Source organism: Cohnella baijiui, from assembly GCF_020731285.1.
Lineage (GTDB): Bacteria > Bacillota > Bacilli > Paenibacillales > Paenibacillaceae > Cohnella.
In genome coordinates this window covers 1-18,854 of sequence record NZ_JAJFOW010000061.1, presented here as the reverse complement: position 1 = coordinate 18,854, position 18,854 = coordinate 1, and the positions used below count along the sequence as shown (strand labels likewise).

At 57.9% G+C, this 18,854-nt stretch carries 16 protein-coding genes; 4 read left to right on the top strand and 12 right to left on the bottom strand.

The window, feature by feature from the left end; genetic code table 11:
• Window positions 1-260: 260 nt before the first annotated feature.
• On the top strand, window positions 261-1,163 hold the full coding sequence (locus LKX83_RS30190; RefSeq protein WP_227886691.1) for an aldo/keto reductase: 903 nt from the start codon (window positions 261-263) through the stop codon (window positions 1,161-1,163).
• A 101-nt stretch (window positions 1,164-1,264) separates the two neighbouring features.
• Here the strand turns inward: LKX83_RS30190 and LKX83_RS30185 are convergent, their stop codons facing one another.
• From LKX83_RS30185 to LKX83_RS30150, 8 genes are all read right to left on the bottom strand, one after another.
• Window positions 1,265-2,221, bottom strand: coding sequence for an ABC transporter ATP-binding protein (locus tag LKX83_RS30185; protein ID WP_227886689.1), 957 nt, complete (start codon window positions 2,219-2,221; stop codon window positions 1,265-1,267).
• Window positions 2,214-3,248 carry an ABC transporter ATP-binding protein gene (locus LKX83_RS30180; RefSeq protein ID WP_227886686.1) on the bottom strand — a complete coding sequence of 345 codons (1,035 nt, stop codon included), beginning with the start codon at window positions 3,246-3,248 and terminating at the stop codon, window positions 2,214-2,216. Before LKX83_RS30180 ends, LKX83_RS30185 begins: the two co-directional genes overlap by 8 nt.
• 14 nt (window positions 3,249-3,262) lie before the next feature.
• Entirely contained in the window at window positions 3,263-4,177 is a 915-nt protein-coding gene (locus tag LKX83_RS30175) for an ABC transporter permease (RefSeq protein WP_227886684.1), read from the bottom strand.
• A gap of 2 nt (window positions 4,178-4,179) precedes the next feature.
• A complete protein-coding gene (locus tag LKX83_RS30170; protein ID WP_227886682.1) occupies window positions 4,180-5,109 on the bottom strand; it encodes an ABC transporter permease in 930 nt (309 codons plus the stop codon).
• A 131-nt stretch (window positions 5,110-5,240) separates the two neighbouring features.
• On the bottom strand, window positions 5,241-6,941 hold the full coding sequence (locus LKX83_RS30165; RefSeq protein ID WP_227886681.1) for a peptide ABC transporter substrate-binding protein: 1,701 nt from the start codon (window positions 6,939-6,941) through the stop codon (window positions 5,241-5,243).
• A 709-nt stretch (window positions 6,942-7,650) separates the two neighbouring features.
• Window positions 7,651-9,117 (bottom strand): nicotinate phosphoribosyltransferase, encoded by a 1,467-nt coding sequence (locus LKX83_RS30160; protein WP_227886678.1) that lies wholly within the window; start codon window positions 9,115-9,117, stop codon window positions 7,651-7,653.
• 56 nt (window positions 9,118-9,173) lie between these two features.
• Window positions 9,174-11,234, bottom strand: coding sequence for an ATP-binding protein (locus LKX83_RS30155; protein WP_227886676.1), 2,061 nt, complete (start codon window positions 11,232-11,234; stop codon window positions 9,174-9,176).
• 670 nt (window positions 11,235-11,904) lie between these two features.
• The gene (locus LKX83_RS30150) at window positions 11,905-12,477 is read right to left on the bottom strand and encodes a ribonuclease H-like YkuK family protein (protein WP_227886674.1); all 573 of its coding nucleotides are present in this window, start codon (window positions 12,475-12,477) and stop codon (window positions 11,905-11,907) included.
• 152 nt (window positions 12,478-12,629) lie between these two features.
• Here LKX83_RS30150 and LKX83_RS30145 point away from each other — a divergent pair, with 152 nt between their 5' ends.
• On the top strand, window positions 12,630-13,484 hold the full coding sequence (locus tag LKX83_RS30145) for an SDR family oxidoreductase (protein WP_227886672.1): 855 nt from the start codon (window positions 12,630-12,632) through the stop codon (window positions 13,482-13,484).
• A 39-nt stretch (window positions 13,485-13,523) separates the two neighbouring features.
• Here the strand turns inward: LKX83_RS30145 and LKX83_RS30140 are convergent, their stop codons facing one another.
• Window positions 13,524-13,988: an acyl-CoA thioesterase gene (locus tag LKX83_RS30140; protein ID WP_227886670.1), complete on the bottom strand. Its 465-nt coding sequence runs from the start codon at window positions 13,986-13,988 to the stop codon at window positions 13,524-13,526.
• A 74-nt stretch (window positions 13,989-14,062) separates the two neighbouring features.
• Here LKX83_RS30140 and LKX83_RS30135 point away from each other — a divergent pair, with 74 nt between their 5' ends.
• Together LKX83_RS30135 and LKX83_RS30130 are read left to right on the top strand one after the other, a co-directional pair.
• A complete protein-coding gene (locus LKX83_RS30135) occupies window positions 14,063-14,947 on the top strand; it encodes a GNAT family N-acetyltransferase (protein ID WP_227886669.1) in 885 nt (294 codons plus the stop codon).
• Window positions 14,944-15,123, top strand: a complete 180-nt coding sequence (locus LKX83_RS30130) for a hypothetical protein (RefSeq protein WP_227886668.1) — start codon at window positions 14,944-14,946, stop codon at window positions 15,121-15,123. Before LKX83_RS30135 ends, LKX83_RS30130 begins: the two co-directional genes overlap by 4 nt.
• A gap of 43 nt (window positions 15,124-15,166) precedes the next feature.
• Here LKX83_RS30130 and LKX83_RS30125 read toward each other — a convergent pair whose 3' ends face one another.
• The 3 genes from LKX83_RS30125 to LKX83_RS30115 all read right to left on the bottom strand — a co-directional run bounded on the left by LKX83_RS30125 (window position 15,167) and on the right by LKX83_RS30115 (window position 18,076).
• Window positions 15,167-16,369 carry a bifunctional diguanylate cyclase/phosphohydrolase gene (locus LKX83_RS30125; RefSeq protein WP_370639154.1) on the bottom strand — a complete coding sequence of 401 codons (1,203 nt, stop codon included), beginning with the start codon at window positions 16,367-16,369 and terminating at the stop codon, window positions 15,167-15,169.
• A gap of 897 nt (window positions 16,370-17,266) precedes the next feature.
• Complete coding sequence (locus tag LKX83_RS30120; protein WP_227886664.1) at window positions 17,267-17,863, bottom strand: DUF5317 domain-containing protein; 597 nt, start codon at window positions 17,861-17,863, stop codon at window positions 17,267-17,269.
• 33 nt (window positions 17,864-17,896) lie between these two features.
• On the bottom strand, window positions 17,897-18,076 hold the full coding sequence (locus LKX83_RS30115) for a helix-turn-helix domain-containing protein (RefSeq protein WP_227886662.1): 180 nt from the start codon (window positions 18,074-18,076) through the stop codon (window positions 17,897-17,899).
• Between the last annotated feature and the right edge of the window lie 778 nt (window positions 18,077-18,854).

The following is an 18,854-nucleotide window of genomic DNA, read 5'->3' as shown; positions in this document are numbered from 1 at the left end:
GGTAAGCGCCCCCTTTTTTCAAGCGTCCATCGTTCTTTAATCCCAACTCCTTCCATTCCGAAACTACTATTTTTGTCGGAACATTCGTCCGGTTTTTGAAGACGAAACCGGAAAAATTTACAAAGTTGATCGGAAGGAAAATGAACCATAAAACTTATCCATTCTGTATGACGAACCTATCCCCCGAATCCTCGGGCCGGTCTGCGTTGGAGCGGAATCGGGCGGGTAAAAGGAAATACGACTTTTGGGAGGTGCCTAGGATGGAGAAGAGGAAATTCGGCAAAACGGACATGCACGTATCCGTACTCGGATTCGGCAGCGCGGAAATCGGAATGGATACGGCCCCCGTCACCGCGAAGGAAGCGAAGGCGCTGCTCGCCGAGGTGCTGGACCACGGCGTCAACGTCATCGATACCGCCTCCAGCTACAAGGCCAGCGAAGGCCTGATTGGCCAGGCAATCTCGGACCGGCGGAATGAGTATTACCTGTTTAGCAAGCTGGGCGAAGGGGAAAGCGTAGGGCTGCCCTATCCGGACTGGGACGTGCGGAACGTGCAGCCCAGCATCGAACGGTCGCTGCGGGATCTACAGACCGATTACCTGGATCTCATACTCATCCATAGCTGCTCCGAAGCGGTACTCCGGCAAGGGGACCTGATCGACGCCGTGCGCAAGCTGAAGCAGGAGGGCGTCGTCCGCTACATCGGCTACAGCGGCGACAGCACCGATGCGCTCTATGCGATTCGCACCGACGTCTTCGACGCGCTGGAGACGTCCGTGAACATCGCCGACCAGGAGGCGCTGTCGCTCACGCTGACGGAGGCCAACAAGCGCGACATGGGCATCATCGCCAAACGTCCGATCGCCAACGCCATCTGGGTTCGGGAAGGATTGGAGAACGCACCTGACCCGTACAAGGAGCGGCTGGACAAGCTGGATTACCCCTTTCTCAAGCTCGACTCCGGCGCCGTCGCGGAGAAGGCGCTGCGCTTCGTGCTGTCCGTTCCCTACGTCGATACCGCCATCGTCGGAACGACGAACGCCGCCCACTTCAAGGACAACGTGGGCTATGCAGCCAAAGGCAAGCTGCCGGACCGCGAGATACTCGAGATCCGCAACCGCTGGCTCGAAGCGTGCGAACCGGCCTGGGCCGGACTCAAGTAGCCGGCGTCCTGCTGCTTCCTTCACCGCTCCGTATCCAAAAAAAAGCCCCGCCTGCGGCCGAAGCCGCTGGCGGGACTTTTGCATGTCGATAGGATGAAAAATTAGTACAGGTGGCACGCCGTGAAGTGGCCCGGCTCGACTTCCTTGTAAGCCGGCATCGACTCGGCGCACTTGGCCATCGCGCTCGGGCAGCGGGTACGGAACGGGCAGCCGCTAGGCGGATTGAGCGGGCTCGGGATCTCGCCTTGCAGGATGATGCGTTCGCGCGTCTTTTGCACCTCGGGATCCGGAATCGGGATCGCCGACAGCAGCGATTGCGTGTACGGGTGCAGCGGATTGGCGTTCAGCTTCTCGGAATCGGCGACCTCGACGAGTTTGCCGAGATACATCACGCCGATCCGGTCGGAGATGTGCTTAACCATCGCGAGGTCGTGCGCGATAAACAGGTACGTCAGGTCGTGCTCGCGCTGCAGTTTCTTGAACAGGTTGACGACCTGTGCCTGGACGGAAACGTCGAGGGCGGAGATCGGTTCGTCCGCGATGATGAACTTCGGCTCGATCGCGAGCGCCCGGGCGATGCCGATCCGCTGGCGCTGACCGCCGGAGAACTCGTGCGGGAAGCGGTTGGCGTGCTCTTCGTTCAAGCCGACGGCGTCGAGCAGCTGGTGCACGCGCTCCGTGCGCTTGGTGCCTTTGTGCAGCCCGTGGATGTCGATCCCTTCGGCGATAATCTTGCCGACGGTCATCCGCGGATTCAGCGAGGCGTACGGGTCTTGGAACACCATCTGCATCTCGCTCGTGAACTTTTGGCGCTCGGCGCCTTTCAGCTTGCGGATGTCGCGGCCGTTAAAGACGACCTCTCCGTCCGTCGGCTCGTAGAGGCGCATGATCGTGCGGCCGGCCGTGGACTTGCCGCAGCCGGACTCGCCGACAAGACCGAACGTCTCGCCGCGGCGAATCTCGAAGTTGAGGCCGTCAACCGCCTTCAGTACGCGATTCCCGCTCAGCTGAAAGTGCTTCTTGAGGTTGTTGATTTTCAGGATCGGCGCTTCAGACATGCGCGACACCTCCTCCGGCCGCTACCGGTCTCTCGACTTTGGGCGCGTCGGGATGCATGAGCCAGCAGGCGGCGGTATGCGAAGGACCGGATACCGGCTTGTGCTCGGGGTCCTTCTCTTGGCAAATCTTCATGGCGTACGGACAGCGGGCCGCGAAGGCGCAGCCCTTCGGCGGCGCGAACAGATCGGGCGGCGTGCCCGGAATCGAAGCGAGATCCGCCTTTTTGTCGCTGTCGAGCCGCGGCACGGAGCTGAGCAAGCCCCACGTGTACGGATGCTGCGACTTGTAGAAAATATCGTTGAGATCCCCTTGCTCGACGACTTTGCCCGCATACATGACGATGATGCGCTGCGCCATTTCCGCGACGACGCCGAGGTCGTGGGTGATCAGAATGATAGCCGTGCCGGTCTTCTCCTGGATGTCCCGAAGGACGTCCATGATTTGCGCCTGGATCGTCACGTCGAGCGCGGTCGTCGGCTCGTCGGCGATCAGGAGCTTCGGGTTGCAGGCGAGCGCGATCGCGATCATGACGCGCTGGCGCATGCCCCCCGACATTTCGTGCGGGTATTGGTTGATCCGCTCTTCCGGATTGGAAATGCCGACCAGCGTGAGCAGCTCGATGGCCCGGCGCATGGCGGCGGACTTGCCCAGCTTCTCGTGCTTGATGATCCCCTCGGCGATTTGCGCGCCAACCGTCATGGTCGGGTTCAGGGAGGTCATCGGATCCTGGAAGATCATGCCCATCTCCTGGCCGCGGATCTTCATCATTTGCTTTTCGGAGAGCTTCGTCACGTCAGTCTTGCCGTCAAAGATGATCGAGCCGTCCTTGATGAAGCTGGGCGGCGTAGGGGTCAGACGCATGATGGTCTGGGCGGTGACGGACTTGCCGCAGCCGGACTCCCCTACGATTGCGAGCACTTCGCCTTTATCCAATGTAAAGGAGACGCCGCGAACGGCTTGCACTTCGCCGGCGAACATTTTGAACGATACTTTGAGATTGTTCACTTCCAGTAAAGGTGCGCTCATTTCGACTCTCCTCCTTATTTTCTCATTTTGGGATCGAGAGCATCCCGCAGACCGTCGCCCAACAGGTTGAAGCTAAGCAGAATCAAGCTGAATACGACCGTCGGGAAAAGCAACCGGTGCGGGTGGAACTGCATTACCGAGGCGCCGTCGCTGAGCAAGTTGCCGAGCGAAGCCAGCGGCGGCCGAATGCCGAGACCGATGAAGCTCAGGAATGCTTCCGCAAAGATGGCGGCAGGCACGACGAACGTGATCTGCACGACGATAACGCCGAGGGCGTTGGGAATCAGGTGTTTCAATATGATTCGGAACGGCTTGGCACCGAGCGCGCGGGCCGCAAGGACGAACTCCTGCTCCTTCAGAACTAGCAGCTGTCCGCGTACGAGCCGCGCCATCGAGACCCAACCGGTGATGGCATACGCGAATATAATGGACTTCATGCCCGGTCCGAGCACCATGAGCAGCAGAATCGCCAGCAGCAGGTACGGAACGGAATAAACGACTTCGATGAACCGCTGCATCACGCTGTCGATGCGGCCGCCGAAGTAAGCGGAGATGCCGCCGTACAGCACGCCGATGACGAGGTCGAGCAAAGCCGCGATGATCCCGATCGAAAGCGAGATGCGGGCGCCCCACCAGATCCGCGTCCAGAGGTCGCGGCCGAAGTCGTCGGTGCCGAAGTAATGCGCGGCCGAAGGCCGGAGGTTGATGGACTTGGTGTCTTGCGTCTTGTAGTCGTAGCCGCTGACAAGCGGCACGACGATCGCCAGGACCGCGATGATGATCAGCACGACCAGGGCGATCATGGCGAGTTTGTTCTTCTTCAGCCGTCTCCAAGCATCTTGCCAGTAGCTGAGGGACGGGCGCAGGATTGCGTCTTTGTGCGCCTGCTGGACGGCAGGCTGGAATTGTTCTTTGGCTATCGATTCCATCCCTATCTCCCCTTCCCTAACCGAATGCGTGGATCAACCAAGCCGTAGGCGATGTCCGTGATGAACAGCACGATGATCAGAATGGCGGCGTAGAACAGCGTCAATCCGGTAATCATCGTATAGTCGTTCGACACGATGGAGCTTACGAACTGGGACCCGAGTCCCGGTACCGCGAAGATCCTCTCTACGACAAGAGTGCCCGTAACGACGTTGACCGCAATCGGACCGAGAATGGTAATAACCGGAAGGATGGCGTTCCGGATCATATGCGAATTGATAATTTTGCCGGACGAGAGACCTTTGGACTTGGCCGTCTTGATATAGTCCTGGTTCGCGACGTCCAGCATGGAAGCCCGCATCATCCGCGCCAGGATGGCGATCGTGCCGAAGGACAGCGCGAGAGCCGGCAGGATGCGATGTTCGGGGCCGGTCCACAAGCCTGGAGGCAGAATCCCCCATTTAACGCCGACGAAGTAGGAGAGCAAAGGACCAACAACGAAGGAAGGGACGGAAATCCCGATGATGGCGATAAGCATGGCGGTGTAGTCGCCGACTTTGTTGTGGCGCAGCGCCGCGTAGATGCCGAGCAGGAGGCCGATGAGGATCGCGAAGACGAGCGATTCGAGGCCGAGCTCCAGGGAAGCCTTGAAGGAGTGTTGGATGACGCTCACGACGGAGCGCGTCGGATACTGGTACGAAATCCCCAGATCCCCTTGAAGCACGTTGCCCATGTATTTCAGGTATTGCTGCCACACAGGTTTGTCCAAGCCGTATTGCTCGCGCAAAATCTGGAGGTTTTCGGGCGTCAGCTTGGCCGCGCCCTCTCCGAACGGATTGCCGGGGAGCAGCTTCATCAGGAAAAAGGTCAATGTGATAATGACCCACAGCGTCACAAGCATATAGAAAAACCTGCGAAGCGCGTATTTGAGCATAATAACAGCCTCCTTTCTAAGAATGGAACAAGCGGGCAACAACATGAAGGAAGCCGTTCAAGTCGTTAACGAGAACGGCCTCCTCATGTATGGTGTCTATTCTGGTTGCAATGGAGCGCTAAGCCAGATTGTTATTCTACGTGTGCCCACTTCAGTTCGAAGTCAGGTCCATAAGGAGGCAGAATCAGGTCTTTCAGTTTCGGGTTGACCAGGAACGTGGAAGAACGGAAGTACATCGGGGAAACCGCAGCTTCGCTCAGCAGGAGCTTCTCAGCATTTGCCAGCATCTCTGCGCGTTTCGCCAGGTCGAGTTCCTTTTGCGCGCCCTTGATCAGGGTGGTGTACTCATCGTTGTTCCAGTCTTGCGTGTTGAAGGGAGAGCCTTTGATGAACATGTCGAGCCACGTCATCGGGTCGTTGTAGTCGGCGCCCCACAGCGTGTTGACGATGTTGTAGTTCTTGCCGAGCTCGCGGTCCAGACGGTTCGCGTGCGGCAGCGGTTCAGCCGTTACGTTGACGCCGAGGTTCGTGCTCCATTGGGAAACGAGGTACTCGAGCACTTTTTTGCCCGTCTCGGTGTCGTCGCCGATGATAGACAGGTTTTTCGGTAGCGTTTGGCCGGACTCGGCCAGACCTTCCGCCAGCAGGGACTTCGCCTTCGCAGCGTCGAACGCCACTTCGGTGTCGCCTACGACTTCGCGGAATTGCTTGCCGTTGCCGTCCAGGTTGCCCACCGGCACAATACCGGTCGAAGGGATGGAGCCGTTTTGCAGGACCAGGTTGACCAGGCCTTCGCGGTCGACGGCCATGCTGAACGCTTGGCGAACCTTCGCGTTGGCGAATGCCGGAACTTTCGTTTGTTGGAAGTTCAGGTAGCCGGTGGTGAGTTCTTTCTTAACCGCCAGATCCGGTTTGCCTTCGTATTCCTTCAGGAAGTCGCCCTTGACGTCCGCGTAGTCGGTTGCGCCCGTCTTGTACAGGTTGACGCCCGTCGTCGGGTCCTTCACGATGTTCAGGGTGACTTTGTTCAGCTTGACGTTGGCGGCATCCCAGTACTTGTCGTTCTTCTCCAGAACGAGTTGTTGCTCGTGATCCCACTTGGTCAGCTTGAACGGACCGGCGCCGAGGACTTTGTCCGCGTCCGCGCCGCTCTTTTCGCCTTGGGCGGAAACGAACTTCTCGTTTTGCGGGTAGAAGTTCAGGAACGCCAGCTGGGAGGTGAAGAACGGAACCGGGTTTTCCAGCGTGATGACGAGGGTCGTGTCGTCCTTCGCTTCGACGCCGAGTTCTTTTTTGTATTTTTCTACTTCTTCCGGCTTCTTGGCGTTCATCAGGTTTTCGCCGCCCTTGATCCAAGCGACCATGAAGGCGTAGGAAGCCTTGGTAGCCGGGTCAAGCGTTCTTTGGTACGAATATACGAAGTCTTTGGCGGTCAGCGGGCTGCCGTCCGCCCAAGTCAGGCCTTGTTTGAGCTTGATCGTGTACGTCAGGCCGTCCGCGGAAATTTCCGGCATGCCGTCGGCGAGTGCCGGTTGCGGCTGCAGGTCTTTGTCCAGGCGGTACAGACCTTCGCTGATCGCGCCGAGGATCGTGAACGACGCGGAGCTCTCCGCGATCGATACGTCCAGTGCGGGCGGATCGGCACGGTAGTTCATGACGATCTCTTGCTTGCTGTTGGAGCCGCTCGGGCTCGCGCTGGCGCTCGAGCTCGGGCTCGCGCTGCCGCTGGCGCTCGGGCTGGACGCGTTGTTGTTATTGCTGCCGCAAGCAGCCAACGCCGAACCGAGCAAGACCAGTGTTACTAATCCTGACACAGACTTCTTCAACTTCATCTGTTCTGCCTCCCCAGTGTTATTGATAGGACTTGACCACGTGTCTTCTTTACCAGTTTCGCACGCATGTGAGCCCCTCGCTTCCCAGATTATAATGCAAAGTTGCATCGAAATCTATCAAAATTTATTCAAAACCTTCGTTTCTGTGGTTTCACCTGTACATAATATGTTAACTATGTACATGGAGGAAACGATTGCAAGTCCCGTCTTTTCGAATCTTTGTCGAATGATCACCCCATGAAAACGCTATCCTTCCAAGGAAATCGGTTTTGTTCGTTATTACTTCACGAACCATGTGAGGTGGCTCTTTTCGGTCTCGCGGACGCGGTTTTCGAACGCTTTTCCAGCATTATACCAACGGCTGCGCGCTTGATCGCTTTCCCTCCCGTTCGACGCGATTCGGAACCGGACGACGGCCTCCGACGTATTCCCCCGATCAACCCCCGCGGCAAGCGATGCGGCCCCTGCGGCAAAAGGAATCGGTCGGCTGAAACAGGCTGCTTGTCGCGGTTGCCGGCTTGTCTGGCATGCGTACGCATTTCGGCGGGTAGGGAAAAATCGCATCCCGGCCCGATCGGGAGCGACTCGAGAGAAGCTTACATCCGCATATCTTCCAATCCTTTCCTAGGCCACGCCGACCTACCGGATCGGCTTTTCGAGAAGGGAACCTTACACGAACACCAGGCGGATCGCAAGCCGCTCGTGCCGTTTAGCGCTCGGCAGGCCGCGCTGCCGCATCGCCATGGTGGCGATGCACGAGCGACATCTTGAGCTGCCAAGCCTCCTCGCTTAAGCTCACGCGATACTGCTCGGGATTGAGCTTGCGCAAATATTGCGGCCAGAACAGCCGCAGCTGCTCGGCATGATAGGCGCGGATCGCGTCAAGCTCCGGCAGCGCCCCGACGCGGACGCCGTTCTCGAACACGGAGACGAGCAGCGGCAGCGCGACGAAATCCTCCACATATTTGTAGAGATACGGATGGACCGGGTCGAACAGCTTGATCCGGCCGCCCGCCGCCGGGTCCTCGTGCCGCAGCGCGATATAGTCGCCTTCCGCCCGTCCGGTGCGCCGGCTGACGATCCGGTACGCTTCCTTGGCGCCGGGGTTGGTCACCTTCTCCGGGTTGGCGGAAATTTTAATGACGGGCTCGTACGCGCCGTCCTTCTCGCGGGCTACGAGCTTGTAGACGCCGCCGAGCGACGGCTGGTCGTCCGCCGTGATCAGCTTCGTCCCGACGCCCCAAATGTCGATGCGGGCGCCCTGCGCCTTCAGATTGAAGATGATGTTCTCGTCGAGATCGTTCGATGCCGTAATCTTCACATACGCGAGCCCCGCCTCGTCCAGCATCTCCCGCGCGCGCTGCGAGAGGTAGGCCAGGTCCCCGCTGTCGAGCCGGATGCCGTTCATCCGCTTGCCCTGCGCCTCGAGAAGCCGTCCGATCTGGATCGCGTCGGGAATGCCGTCCCTCAGCGTGTCGTACGTATCGACGAGCAGGGTGACCTGATCGGGCAGAGCTTCCGCGTATTTGCGGAAGGCTTCCTCTTCGGTATCGTGCGCCTGGACCCAGGCGTGCGCGTGCGTCCCTTTGGTCGGGATGCCGAACATCATGCCCGCCCGCATGTTCGAGGTCGCATGGAAGCCGGCGAGGTAGGCGGCCCTAGCGCCCCATACGGCCGCATCCGCCTCCTGGGCGCGTCTCGTGCCGAACTCCAGCAGAATGTCGTCCTGCGCCGCCAGCTTGACCCGAGCCGCCTTGGTGGCGATGAGCGTTTGGTAATTGACGAAGTTCAGCAGCGCCGTCTCGATCAGATGGGCTTCGAACAGGCGCGCCTCGACGCGGACCAGCGGCACGTTCGGGAAGACGATCGTCCCCTCGGGCACCGCGTGCAAATGTCCGGTAAATCGGAAATCCCTCAACAGCGCGAGGAACGCCTCGTCGTACCCTTCCTCCTGGCCGCGAAGATAGGCGATCTCCTCGTCTCCGAACCGCAAGTCCTCCAGATAGCGTACCGCGCGCTCCAGACCCGCGAACACCGCGAATCCGTTGCCGAAGGGCAGCTTGCGAAAATAAATCTCGAATACCGCCATGTCGTCCAGAGATCCCTGTACCCAATGGGCGTACATCATGTTGATCTGATACTTGTCCGTATGCAGCGTCAGCCGTTCGGCGCTCATCGTCCGTCTCTCCTCTCGCGCTTGCCGCGCGCCGCCGATGGCCGGCGACCCTCGTTCTAGGTTGCTTCTAAAGCGGACGATCCATACTTTTCCTGCCCGTTGTCGGTATCCGGCGCCAGCACCGGAAGCGTCAGCGACACGGCCGCCCCGACGGTCGGCCGGTTGCGGATCGCCAGCCGCCCTCCGTGTGACTCCACGATCTTATAGCATACCATAAGCCCGAGACCGGCGCCTTTTTCCTTGGTCGTGAAGAACGGCTCGCCCAGCCGCTGCAGCAGCTCCGGCGGGATGCCGGGCCCGTCGTCCTCGATCCGGACCGTCACTTCGCCTTTGTGCGGATCGTGTACGTAGCGCACCTCGATCCGCCCTCCGTCCGGCATCGCTTCGATCGCGTTTTTGAGCAGATTGATGAGCACCTGCTTGATCTGGTTGACGTCGCATCGGACCGTCGTGCCTCCGACGGGCGGCGGCACGATCGCGATTTCGACGTTGTTCAGGATCGCCTGCGTATCCACAATCGGCACGATGCCGTTCAGAATGTCGTGCAGGTCCTCCGTCTTCTGCTCAGGACGGTGATGGGGCTTGGACAGCACCATGAACTCCCCGACGATATAGTTGATCCGGTCCAGCTCGGCCATCATGATCTCGAAATATTTGCCGTCCGCGGCGGCGTTGCGGTGCAGCAGCTGCGTAAAGCCCTTAAGCGCCGTGAGCGGGTTGCGGATCTCGTGGGCGACGCCCGCGGCGAGCTGTCCGACCACGGACAGCTTCTCGGAGCGGATGAGCCACTGCTCCGACAGCTTGCGCTCGGTAATGTCGAGCGCGATCCCGGAGAGCGCCTCGCGGCCTTCGTAGAACGTGGTCGTAAGCTGCATCTCCAAGTAGACCGGTGTCCGGTCCTTGCGGGCGGCCGTCACATCGAACCGGACGGTCGATCCCCGGGCTAGCCGCACCTGCACCTGTTCGCGAAACTTGGCGACGTCGTCGGCCGCGATGAGCCCTTCGAGCGATACGCCCCACATCTCGCCCTCCTCATAGCCGAACATCCGCTCGAGCTGCCGGTTCGCGTAGACGAGCGATCCGTTCAGCTCGATGAAGCCCCCGACCAAGGCGTTTTCCGCCCAGCTCCGGTAGTTCAGGTTGGATTCGCGCAGCGCCTTGTTCGCCCGTTCGTATTCGTAGATGGCGAGGAACAACCGGATCAGCAGGAGCGCCACGGCAACGATCATGAGGCACGCGAGAAAAGCCGGCAGGATGCCCGCCAGCATGGCCATGAGCATGGACGTTCCCACGACCAGCGGCACGTAGCGCCGGAGCAGCCAATTGCGGTTGGTCGAAGCGGACGCGATTTCGCAGCTGCTTGGGCGGCCGTACAGCAGACCGGCATATCCGAGCAGCAGCATGCCCGCGAACCAGGTAGCGCTGGGCATCCAATCCCACGCGGACCAGTCTCCGCCCTGCTCCATCAGCACCGTGGCCGAAGTGCCGATCGAGCGGATGAGGAAGCCGACGATGAGCACCGTCATGATGCGCAGCGGCATCGCCGTCCGCTCGTACAGGCACAGAATGAGCAGCCCGACGCAAAGGACTGCGTTGAGCGAGCAGCAGTATAAAGCGTAAATCATCGCGAGCAGAGGCAGGTCGCTCTTCCCCTCGACGAGCGGCTGGATGGCGACCAGCCAGTTCAACGCGACGGAAATGACCGTGAAAATGAGCACGTCAAGCAGAAAACGCAGGGAAGGTGCCTGCTTCGCCCGATTGTATTGATGCAGGATGGCAAGCAAATAAAAGACGTACTGAACCATCCAGAGCACGTGGGAGGCGCCGAACGGCCCCTCCTCTCCCTCGCGCAGCAGCACCTCCGCCATATGGAAGGTTTGCGCCACCAAATAGCAAGCCGCCCCGCACGCGTAGAAAAGCCAATGCTTCTCGCGCCCGCTCCGGCGGTACGCGCCCGCCGTCAGCGCGAGGGCAAAGATCGCGACCGCTTCGTGGAAGAGGTCGCCTCCCGTTCGCGCCGCAATGGAAGGATCGTTTCGATGCAGCGCGATCCATACGAAAAAAGCTCCTCCGAGCAGCAGCCCGATTAGACCCGCGATACGCCTTCCACCCACCATGCGATTCCTCTCCCGTCGGCATGACGAATTCGAGCCATATGAACCTATCGCCATTCTAATTCCATCCTGCGCCGGGAAATCCTCTCTCGCTTACATAAAAAACTCTTACCCATTAGAAGTCTCGATCGTTCGCGGAAGCGCGATCGAATGGATTGCTCTTTGTCTTGTCTGCGGCAGCTCGTGTGCGGAGTGATGGCTCTCGTTGCACATGGTGCGGTAGGCGTCGGAGTGCGGTTAGCGTCGGGGTTTGCGGATGTGTGGTAGGTCATGCTGCTCAAGGTGCGGTAGCCGTCGGGATTTGCGGATGTGCGGAAGATTACTGCTCATGGTGCGTTAGGCGTCGCGTTTTGCGGATGTGCGGAAGATTTTACTGCTTATGGTGCGGTAGGCGTCGGGTTTTGCGGATGTGCGGAGGATTTTACTGCTCATGGTGCGTTAGGCGTCGCGTTTTGCGAATGTGCGGTACATTTTACTGCTCATGGTGCGGTAGGCGTCGGAGTTTGCGGATGTGCGGAGGATTTTACTGCTCATGGTGCGTTAACGTTGGATCGGTACGGATGTGCGGAACATTCTACTGCTCATGATGCGCCAGGCGGCGAAATGGAACGCCAAAAAGCCCCGTGACGTCTCGTGCCGTTCGTCGCGGGGCTTCCCCGGTTCCATTCTCTGCTCATACGCTGCGGTGGCCCGGCCGTTTGGTGTAACGGTTCGCGTAAGCGGAGGCGATGACCGCTTCCGGCTTCAGACGGGCCTTCATCCCCATCGCTTCCACGCGAAGACGCATATCTTCGACGTAGGCGGCCGTTTTGGAAATCGCCGGATCGGTGCCGGCGTCGACGTCGATGTACGCATCGAAGGTTGCGCCTTGGTAGACGTAGGGGAGCACCACGTTCTCCATCTCCGTCAGGCGATCGCCGATCAGATAAAGCGCGATCTCTTCGCTATAGGACGTTTCGAGCGACAGCTTCTCCTTGATCGAAATCAGCTCCCGCGGCAGAATCACCTGCCGGTAGCAAGCCCAAGCTCCCTTGCCCACACGCTGGATCACGATTCCGGTGATGAAGTTCGTATAGCCGGGGAACACCTGGCAGTCGGTCCCGATGATCAAGTTGTAGTTGCCGCGCGGTTCCTGCCGCATGAATCGCAGGATTCGCTCATGGACCTGGTCGAGACTGAGCCTTCGTTCCGATACGTTGTGGAAAACCATCTCGTGTGTCCGTATCAGATTTCGAACCTTCCTCATGATCGCCACCCCAATCCTCGTGTTATTGTATGGCGGAGCAAGCCGGTCTTGAACCAATCGCCATATTGACGGCCTTGGCGAGAGCGCCTAGGATGGGAATATCAGGCGATATTGCTGCTTCTACTCGTTGATCGATAAAGGAGACGATGCGCGTGGGACCGTTCGCGGCGAATCTGCTGCAGGACAAAGTCGTGCTGATTACCGGCGGTGCGACGGGACTCGGAAGGGCGATGGGAGAGCAGTTTCTGCGGCTGGGCGCGAAACTGGCGATCGCGAGCAGGCGCGAAGAAGTGCTAAAGCAAGCAGCTGAAGAGATGGGCGACGACGGGCACGAAGTGTTTTTCCAAAGCTGCGACGTAAGCGATCCCGCCCAAATCGCCGCGCTCGTCGACGCGGTCGAAGAGCGCTTCGGCCAGATCGACGTGTTGGTCAACAATGCGGCGGGCAACTTCATCAGTCCGACGGAGCGCCTTTCGCCGCGGGCGGTGGATGCGGTGCTGGGAATCGTTCTGCACGGGACGTTCTATACGACGTTGGAAGTCGGGAAGCGGTGGATCGCCAAAGGGCATCCGGGAACGATGCTGAATATTGCGACAACTTATGCTTCGAGCGGGTCGGCGTTTGTCGTCCCTTCTGCGGCGGCAAAGGCGGGCGTCCTTGCGCTGACGCGCTCGCTCGCCGTGGAGTGGGCGAGACACGGCATTCGACAGGTGGCCATCGCGCCGGGTCCTTTTCCCACCGAAGGCGCTTGGACGCGGCTCTCTCCGACGCCGGAGCTCGAGGAGAAGATGCGGCGTCGCGTCCCGCTCGGACGGGTCGGAGCCCCGGAGGAGCTCGCCCATCTCGCCGCCTATTTGATTTCGGACTATGCCGGTTACCTGAACGGCGAAGTCGTCACGATCGACGGCGGCGAATGGCTGCGCGGCGCAGGACAGTTCAACGATCTGCTCGACGTGACCGACGAACAGTGGGATGCGCTGGCCGCGCTGACGCGCAAGGGCAAATAACGTCCGCCTCGCAGAATGCCATAGGCCCAGGGCAGCTGCCTAAAGACGCTCGCCTTCGAATGCCGCCAACTTCGCGCGTGCCGCTTCGGGGATCGGCGTGCTGCTCCCCAGCGCCTTGTCGATGTGCACCATCGCTCCGCGTCCGGTCGCCTTCAGCACGCCGGTCTCCGCCTGGACGATCGCGTACTCCAGGTCGAACGACGATCGGCCGATTTTCGCCGCCCGGACGTGAATCCGGAGCGGATCCCGAATATAGATCTGGGCCAAGTATTGACACTCCAGGTCGGCGACCACGGTGATCGTCCGATCGTTAAACAGCTCATCCCGCAAGCCGAGGCGGTCCAGATATTCGACGCGCGCTTGTTCGAAGTAGATAAAGTAGCTGACATTGTTCACATGGCCGAGCATATCGGTCTCGCAATATCGAACCTTGATCGGGGTGGAGATTTTGAACTGATCCAGCCACTTTTGCGGGTCTCCGCCGACGTAGGGAGCAAGCCTCATGTTTCTTCATCCTTTCTTTTCGATCGCAACGATCTTTTCCGTTTTGATGAGCCCCCATGCGAAGGAGAATGCTTTTGAACATACAAACGATGACTTTGAACACCTTAACCGAACTGCAATACCAAGAAATCCAAGAGCTTCATCGCCGGTGCGAGGCCGCCGACGGCCTTCATCTGAAAATCAACTGGGACATGATCAAACACCGGCACGGAGAGGAGCCGCTGGACTATCTCGCCTATGCGGACGGGCGTCTTGTCGGCTATCTGGCGCTCTACGTCTTCCATGACGGCGAGGCGGAAGTGAGCGCCATCGTCGATCCCGACGCGCGGCGGCAAGGCATTTTCGCAACCCTGCTGCGGGAAGCCGGCGCCACGATGCGGTCCCGGGGAATTCCGCAGTTCCTCTTTATCGTAGACCACCAGTCCGCCTCCGGGCAAGCCGTCGCCCGCCATTTGGGCACCCGCTTCGATCATTCGGAATTCAAAATGCGAATGCCGGCCAACGAAGCCGTTCAGGACGGCGCGGGTTCCGTTAAGCTCATTCGCGCTTCGGAGAGCGATCTGGAGGACATGGCGGAGTTGGACGGCGCGTGCTTCGGCTCCCCTTTCGCCGCCGTTTCCGAACGTTCGAGACGGGACATCGTCCATCCGCAGCGGATGCACTACCTCTATCGCCGGGAGGGCCGCTTGCTCGGCAAAATCAACCTGAACTTGATCGAACCGGGCGTCGGATTCATTTACGGCTTCGGCGTCCATCCGTCGCAGCAAGGTCGGGGCGTCGGCACCGCCATGATCTCCGAGCTGATCGCGAACTACCGGGAACGGGTCGACGCGTTCGCACTGGAGGTGTTCGGCGAGAATCGGCGCGCCTTGCGCTTGTATGAGCGCTGCGGCTTCCGCCTGGTGTCTCAGGACGACTATTATTCGCTGCCGGTGCCGGCCCAGGAGGCTGGTCGTTGATCAAGCGCTATTCGCTAGCCGTCTCCGTCGGCCTTCTCGTCCTTTTCTTCCTCATCGTCCTGGTCTCGACCGATCCCTCTTCGGATATCGTACGCTTGTTCGAATGGGCGACCCGATACATTCTGCCTTGGCTGTTCTTTATCGCTTTTATCGTCATCTTTGGCAGGCGCAAGTAGAGCTGCAATGAAAAAGGTCCGTCGGATGACGGACCTCTTCGGCTTACCCATTGGCCTGCTGACGGGCGGTTGCGATGGCGGAACCCGTCTTGTGCCGAATATAAGGAACGAACGCCTGCACCAGCGCGGGATCGAACTGTGTCCCGGAGCAGCGTTCCAGCTCGTGAAGCGCCTCTTCGAACGTCTTGGTGTCTTGATAAGGACGTTCCGTCGTCATCGCGTCGAACGAATCGATGATGCACAGCATGCGCGCGAGTCGGGGGATCTCGTGGCCTTTCAGGCCGTGGGGATACCCTTTGCCGTCGTAGCGTTCGTGATGCAGCTCGACCAGCGGAACCAATTCCTTGTACTTGCCGGTGGCGAGAACGAATTCTTTGCCCCATAGGACGTGTTTCTTGACGATCTCCCACTCCTCGATCGTCAGCCGCGACTTTTTGTTGAGAATATCGCGCGGAATTTCCAGCTTGCCGATGTCGTGGATGAGCGCCCCCAAGGCCAGCACCCTCCGCTCTTCGTCGCTCAGCCGCAGTTCGTCGGCCATCTCGAACGCGTACGAGAAGACGCGTTTGGAGTGCTTGAACGTATAGACGTCCTTGGACAGGAAGATCCGGATATGCTGCTCGATCTCGTTGATCTCTTCCTCGATGCTGGTCGGCAGGCTGCTTTGCTCACCGTACAACAACACCGTATTTTTGCCTTTGGCTTTGGCCACATAGAGCGCCCGATCCGCGAGATCGACGAGCTGAGACTTGTCGTAGCTCATTTCTCCGACCTCCACGATGCCGGCCGAAAAGGAGAGGCATCCGTGCGGCAGCACCTCTACGCCTTCGTAGTGGGTGTCGTTGACATGTTTGCGCAGATTGTCAATGAATGCTTTTGCCTGCACTTGCGCAAATCCAGGTAATATAATGGCAAACTCTTCACCGCCATATCTTGCAACGAACAACTGATCCGGCTCGCAAGCCTCCTTCAGCAAGGCGCCGAAGAAGCCGAGCAGCTTGTCCCCTCTGGGATGTCCGAATTTATCGTTGTACTTTTTAAAGTCGTCCAGGTCCAGAAGCGCCAAAGAAAATGTCGTGCCCCGCTCCCGGTACTCCTTGATGTAATCCTCCAGTTTCTCCTCAAAGTAGCTGTGATTGAAGAGGCCCGTTCGCTGATCTTTGTTCGCCTTCTCGTTCAACTGATCGTACATATTGAATAGTTGGCGAAAAGCGTGGGAGAGCAGCATGGCTATAGCTAAAAACAAAAACAAGCCAAAGGAGCGATGGCTTACGATAAGAATGACTAGCACAAGAGAAAGAAGCAATGTGCTTAGATAGGCAAAAAGAGCATCTGACAAAAAAGAACGCAAGATTTCGAATAAATTACCTTTATGAACCAAGTACAGATAAAGTCCGAATGTTAAAGCATTAATGCAAAAATAAGCAATCAAAGTAAGGATATAGGCATGAAGATGGTAGTTATCGATGCTTCCGTTTTCTCCGCCGAGCAACGCAAACACTACGCTTGCTCCGGATATCATCATGGAGTAAATCGAGAAATTAAAAAGATGCTTCCACCATGCGAGTTGCGAATGAAAAAGTGCAATACACGAACTAAATAGAAGAATGCACAAGGAGAAGTCCAATCCATATACGAAGATGGCCGCTAAATAAACGGACGAGTCCATGGATTGGACATTGCCGTCCGGAGGCAGCCGAAACACATATCGATCTAAAATTTGAACTGCAGCGACCATGGCATAGAGCAGCACCCACTGATCATTTGAAAAAGAAAGAAAGGAAAACCGGTTTCCTGAAAGAAATAGGACTGCGCCAGTTAGACAAACTAACGCAAGATAGCCGATGCCGGGTTTTTGAAATTGCTGAATCACTCTGCGGGCTATTCCCATTCACGTTCCGACCTTTCGCTAAAGCGATTAAACGCAATAAGGGAAACAGGATGGCCCGTTTCCCTTCCTTGCGTATATTATTCGATGCTGTCAACGAAAATCCTACTAGGCTTTAAATTAACCAAACTTCCAGCCGGACGTAAGTGCAACGATAACAGAAACGACCATCGCAGCGTTGATCAGAATACGGCTAATTTTGATACCTTCATTTGCTTTTTTCATTTCACATTCTCCCTTCAAATAAATTATAAATTATGATTTATGTGATTTTGACTCAACAAAGGAAGCTCTCGTTTTGTTCTTCAACATGACGCTCTGCAAATACAGGAAGATTCCGATGTTCATCACGACGTCGCCGATGCTGATCACCTGCGTTCGCGGGTAAGGCGGTGCGATCGGGATAATGTCTCCCAGAAACGACAAACGGGTAGAATCGTCTAGCGCGTAGTGCTTGGCGGCGCCGACGCCGTCTTTCAGCATTTGCGTGTAAACCGGATCCAAAACTGCAGAAGCCGCCTCAAGCGATACAGGCATTCGGCCGCCATTCACCAACATCACGAGGAAATTCATCGCCACGCCGATGAAGATGATCCAGATCCCCTTCTCCGCGCGGTTGAGCCACAGCACGTAAAGCCCTACGATGTAAACCGCCATGAACATCCAACCGCTGTACTGTCCGATGAACGAAACGCGATCTTGAATCGAGAAGATGAGCAACTGTACGGCCAGTAAAGCTGGGAAAATCCATCCGCCTCGAATTCGAATCTGCGAAAGCGCGACAAGCCCGGGATGCCAGCCGGCGCGCAAGAGCCCGATGATGAGCCCGATTACGATCCCATCGTAAACCATCTGCTTAGTTCCCTTCCCTGCTTCGGAGATGGATTAGATCGCCATCGTGCGGACCGTGCCCGGCTTCGGCTGATCCTTCGTCAGGATGTACGTCTTGCCGAACTTGCGGCATCGAACCTTGCCTTCCCTGCACCATCGCTTCACGTGGTCCTGGTGGACGCCCCATAGCTTTGAAGCTTCTTCGGTAGTCATAATCTGTGTTAGCGGGTCCAAATCTAGGTCGTCCTCCTCTTGCAGGTGAGACTATTCAATCTAATGCGGGATCCCTTACCAACATTTACTAACTTCCTGACATGATTATAGGATGTCCGACATCGGACGTCAACAGATTTCGAGAAAATTTTTCCAACATTTTTATAGTTTCATAGATGGGCCGATTTTGCCAGTAGAAAAAGACCAGTTGGCCGACATTCGTCGGCAAGCCTCGTATTGATTCCCGCCAGCGTCGGGAGTTGTGCGGGATTTCCGCACATCTCGGTGCCGAATACCGTAAAACGCCGGGAGTTATGCGGTTTTTCCACATATCTCGGAGGTCCCATGTATGCGAAAAATCGAATACATCGGGTCACGGGGCGACGGCGAGGTACGATGTATGCGAAAAATCGAATACATTGGTTCCGCGATGCAGCGATGAGGTCCCATGTATGCGAAAAATCGAATACATCGGGGTCGCGGGGCGACGATGAAGCCCTATGTACGCGAAAAATCGAATACATCGGGGTCGCGGGGCAGCGGTGAGGTCCCATGTATGCGAAAAATCGAATACATCGGGGTCACGGGGCAGCGATTAAGCCCTATGTATGCGAAAAATCGAATACATCGGGGTCGCGGGGCGACGATGAAGCCCTATGTATGCGAAAAATCGAATACATCGGGGTCGCGGGGCGGCGATGAAGCCCTATGTATGCGAAAAATCGAATACATGGGTGCCGGGTACCGCCAAACGCCGGGAGTTATGCGGTTTTTCCGCATATCTCGGTGCCGGATCCCG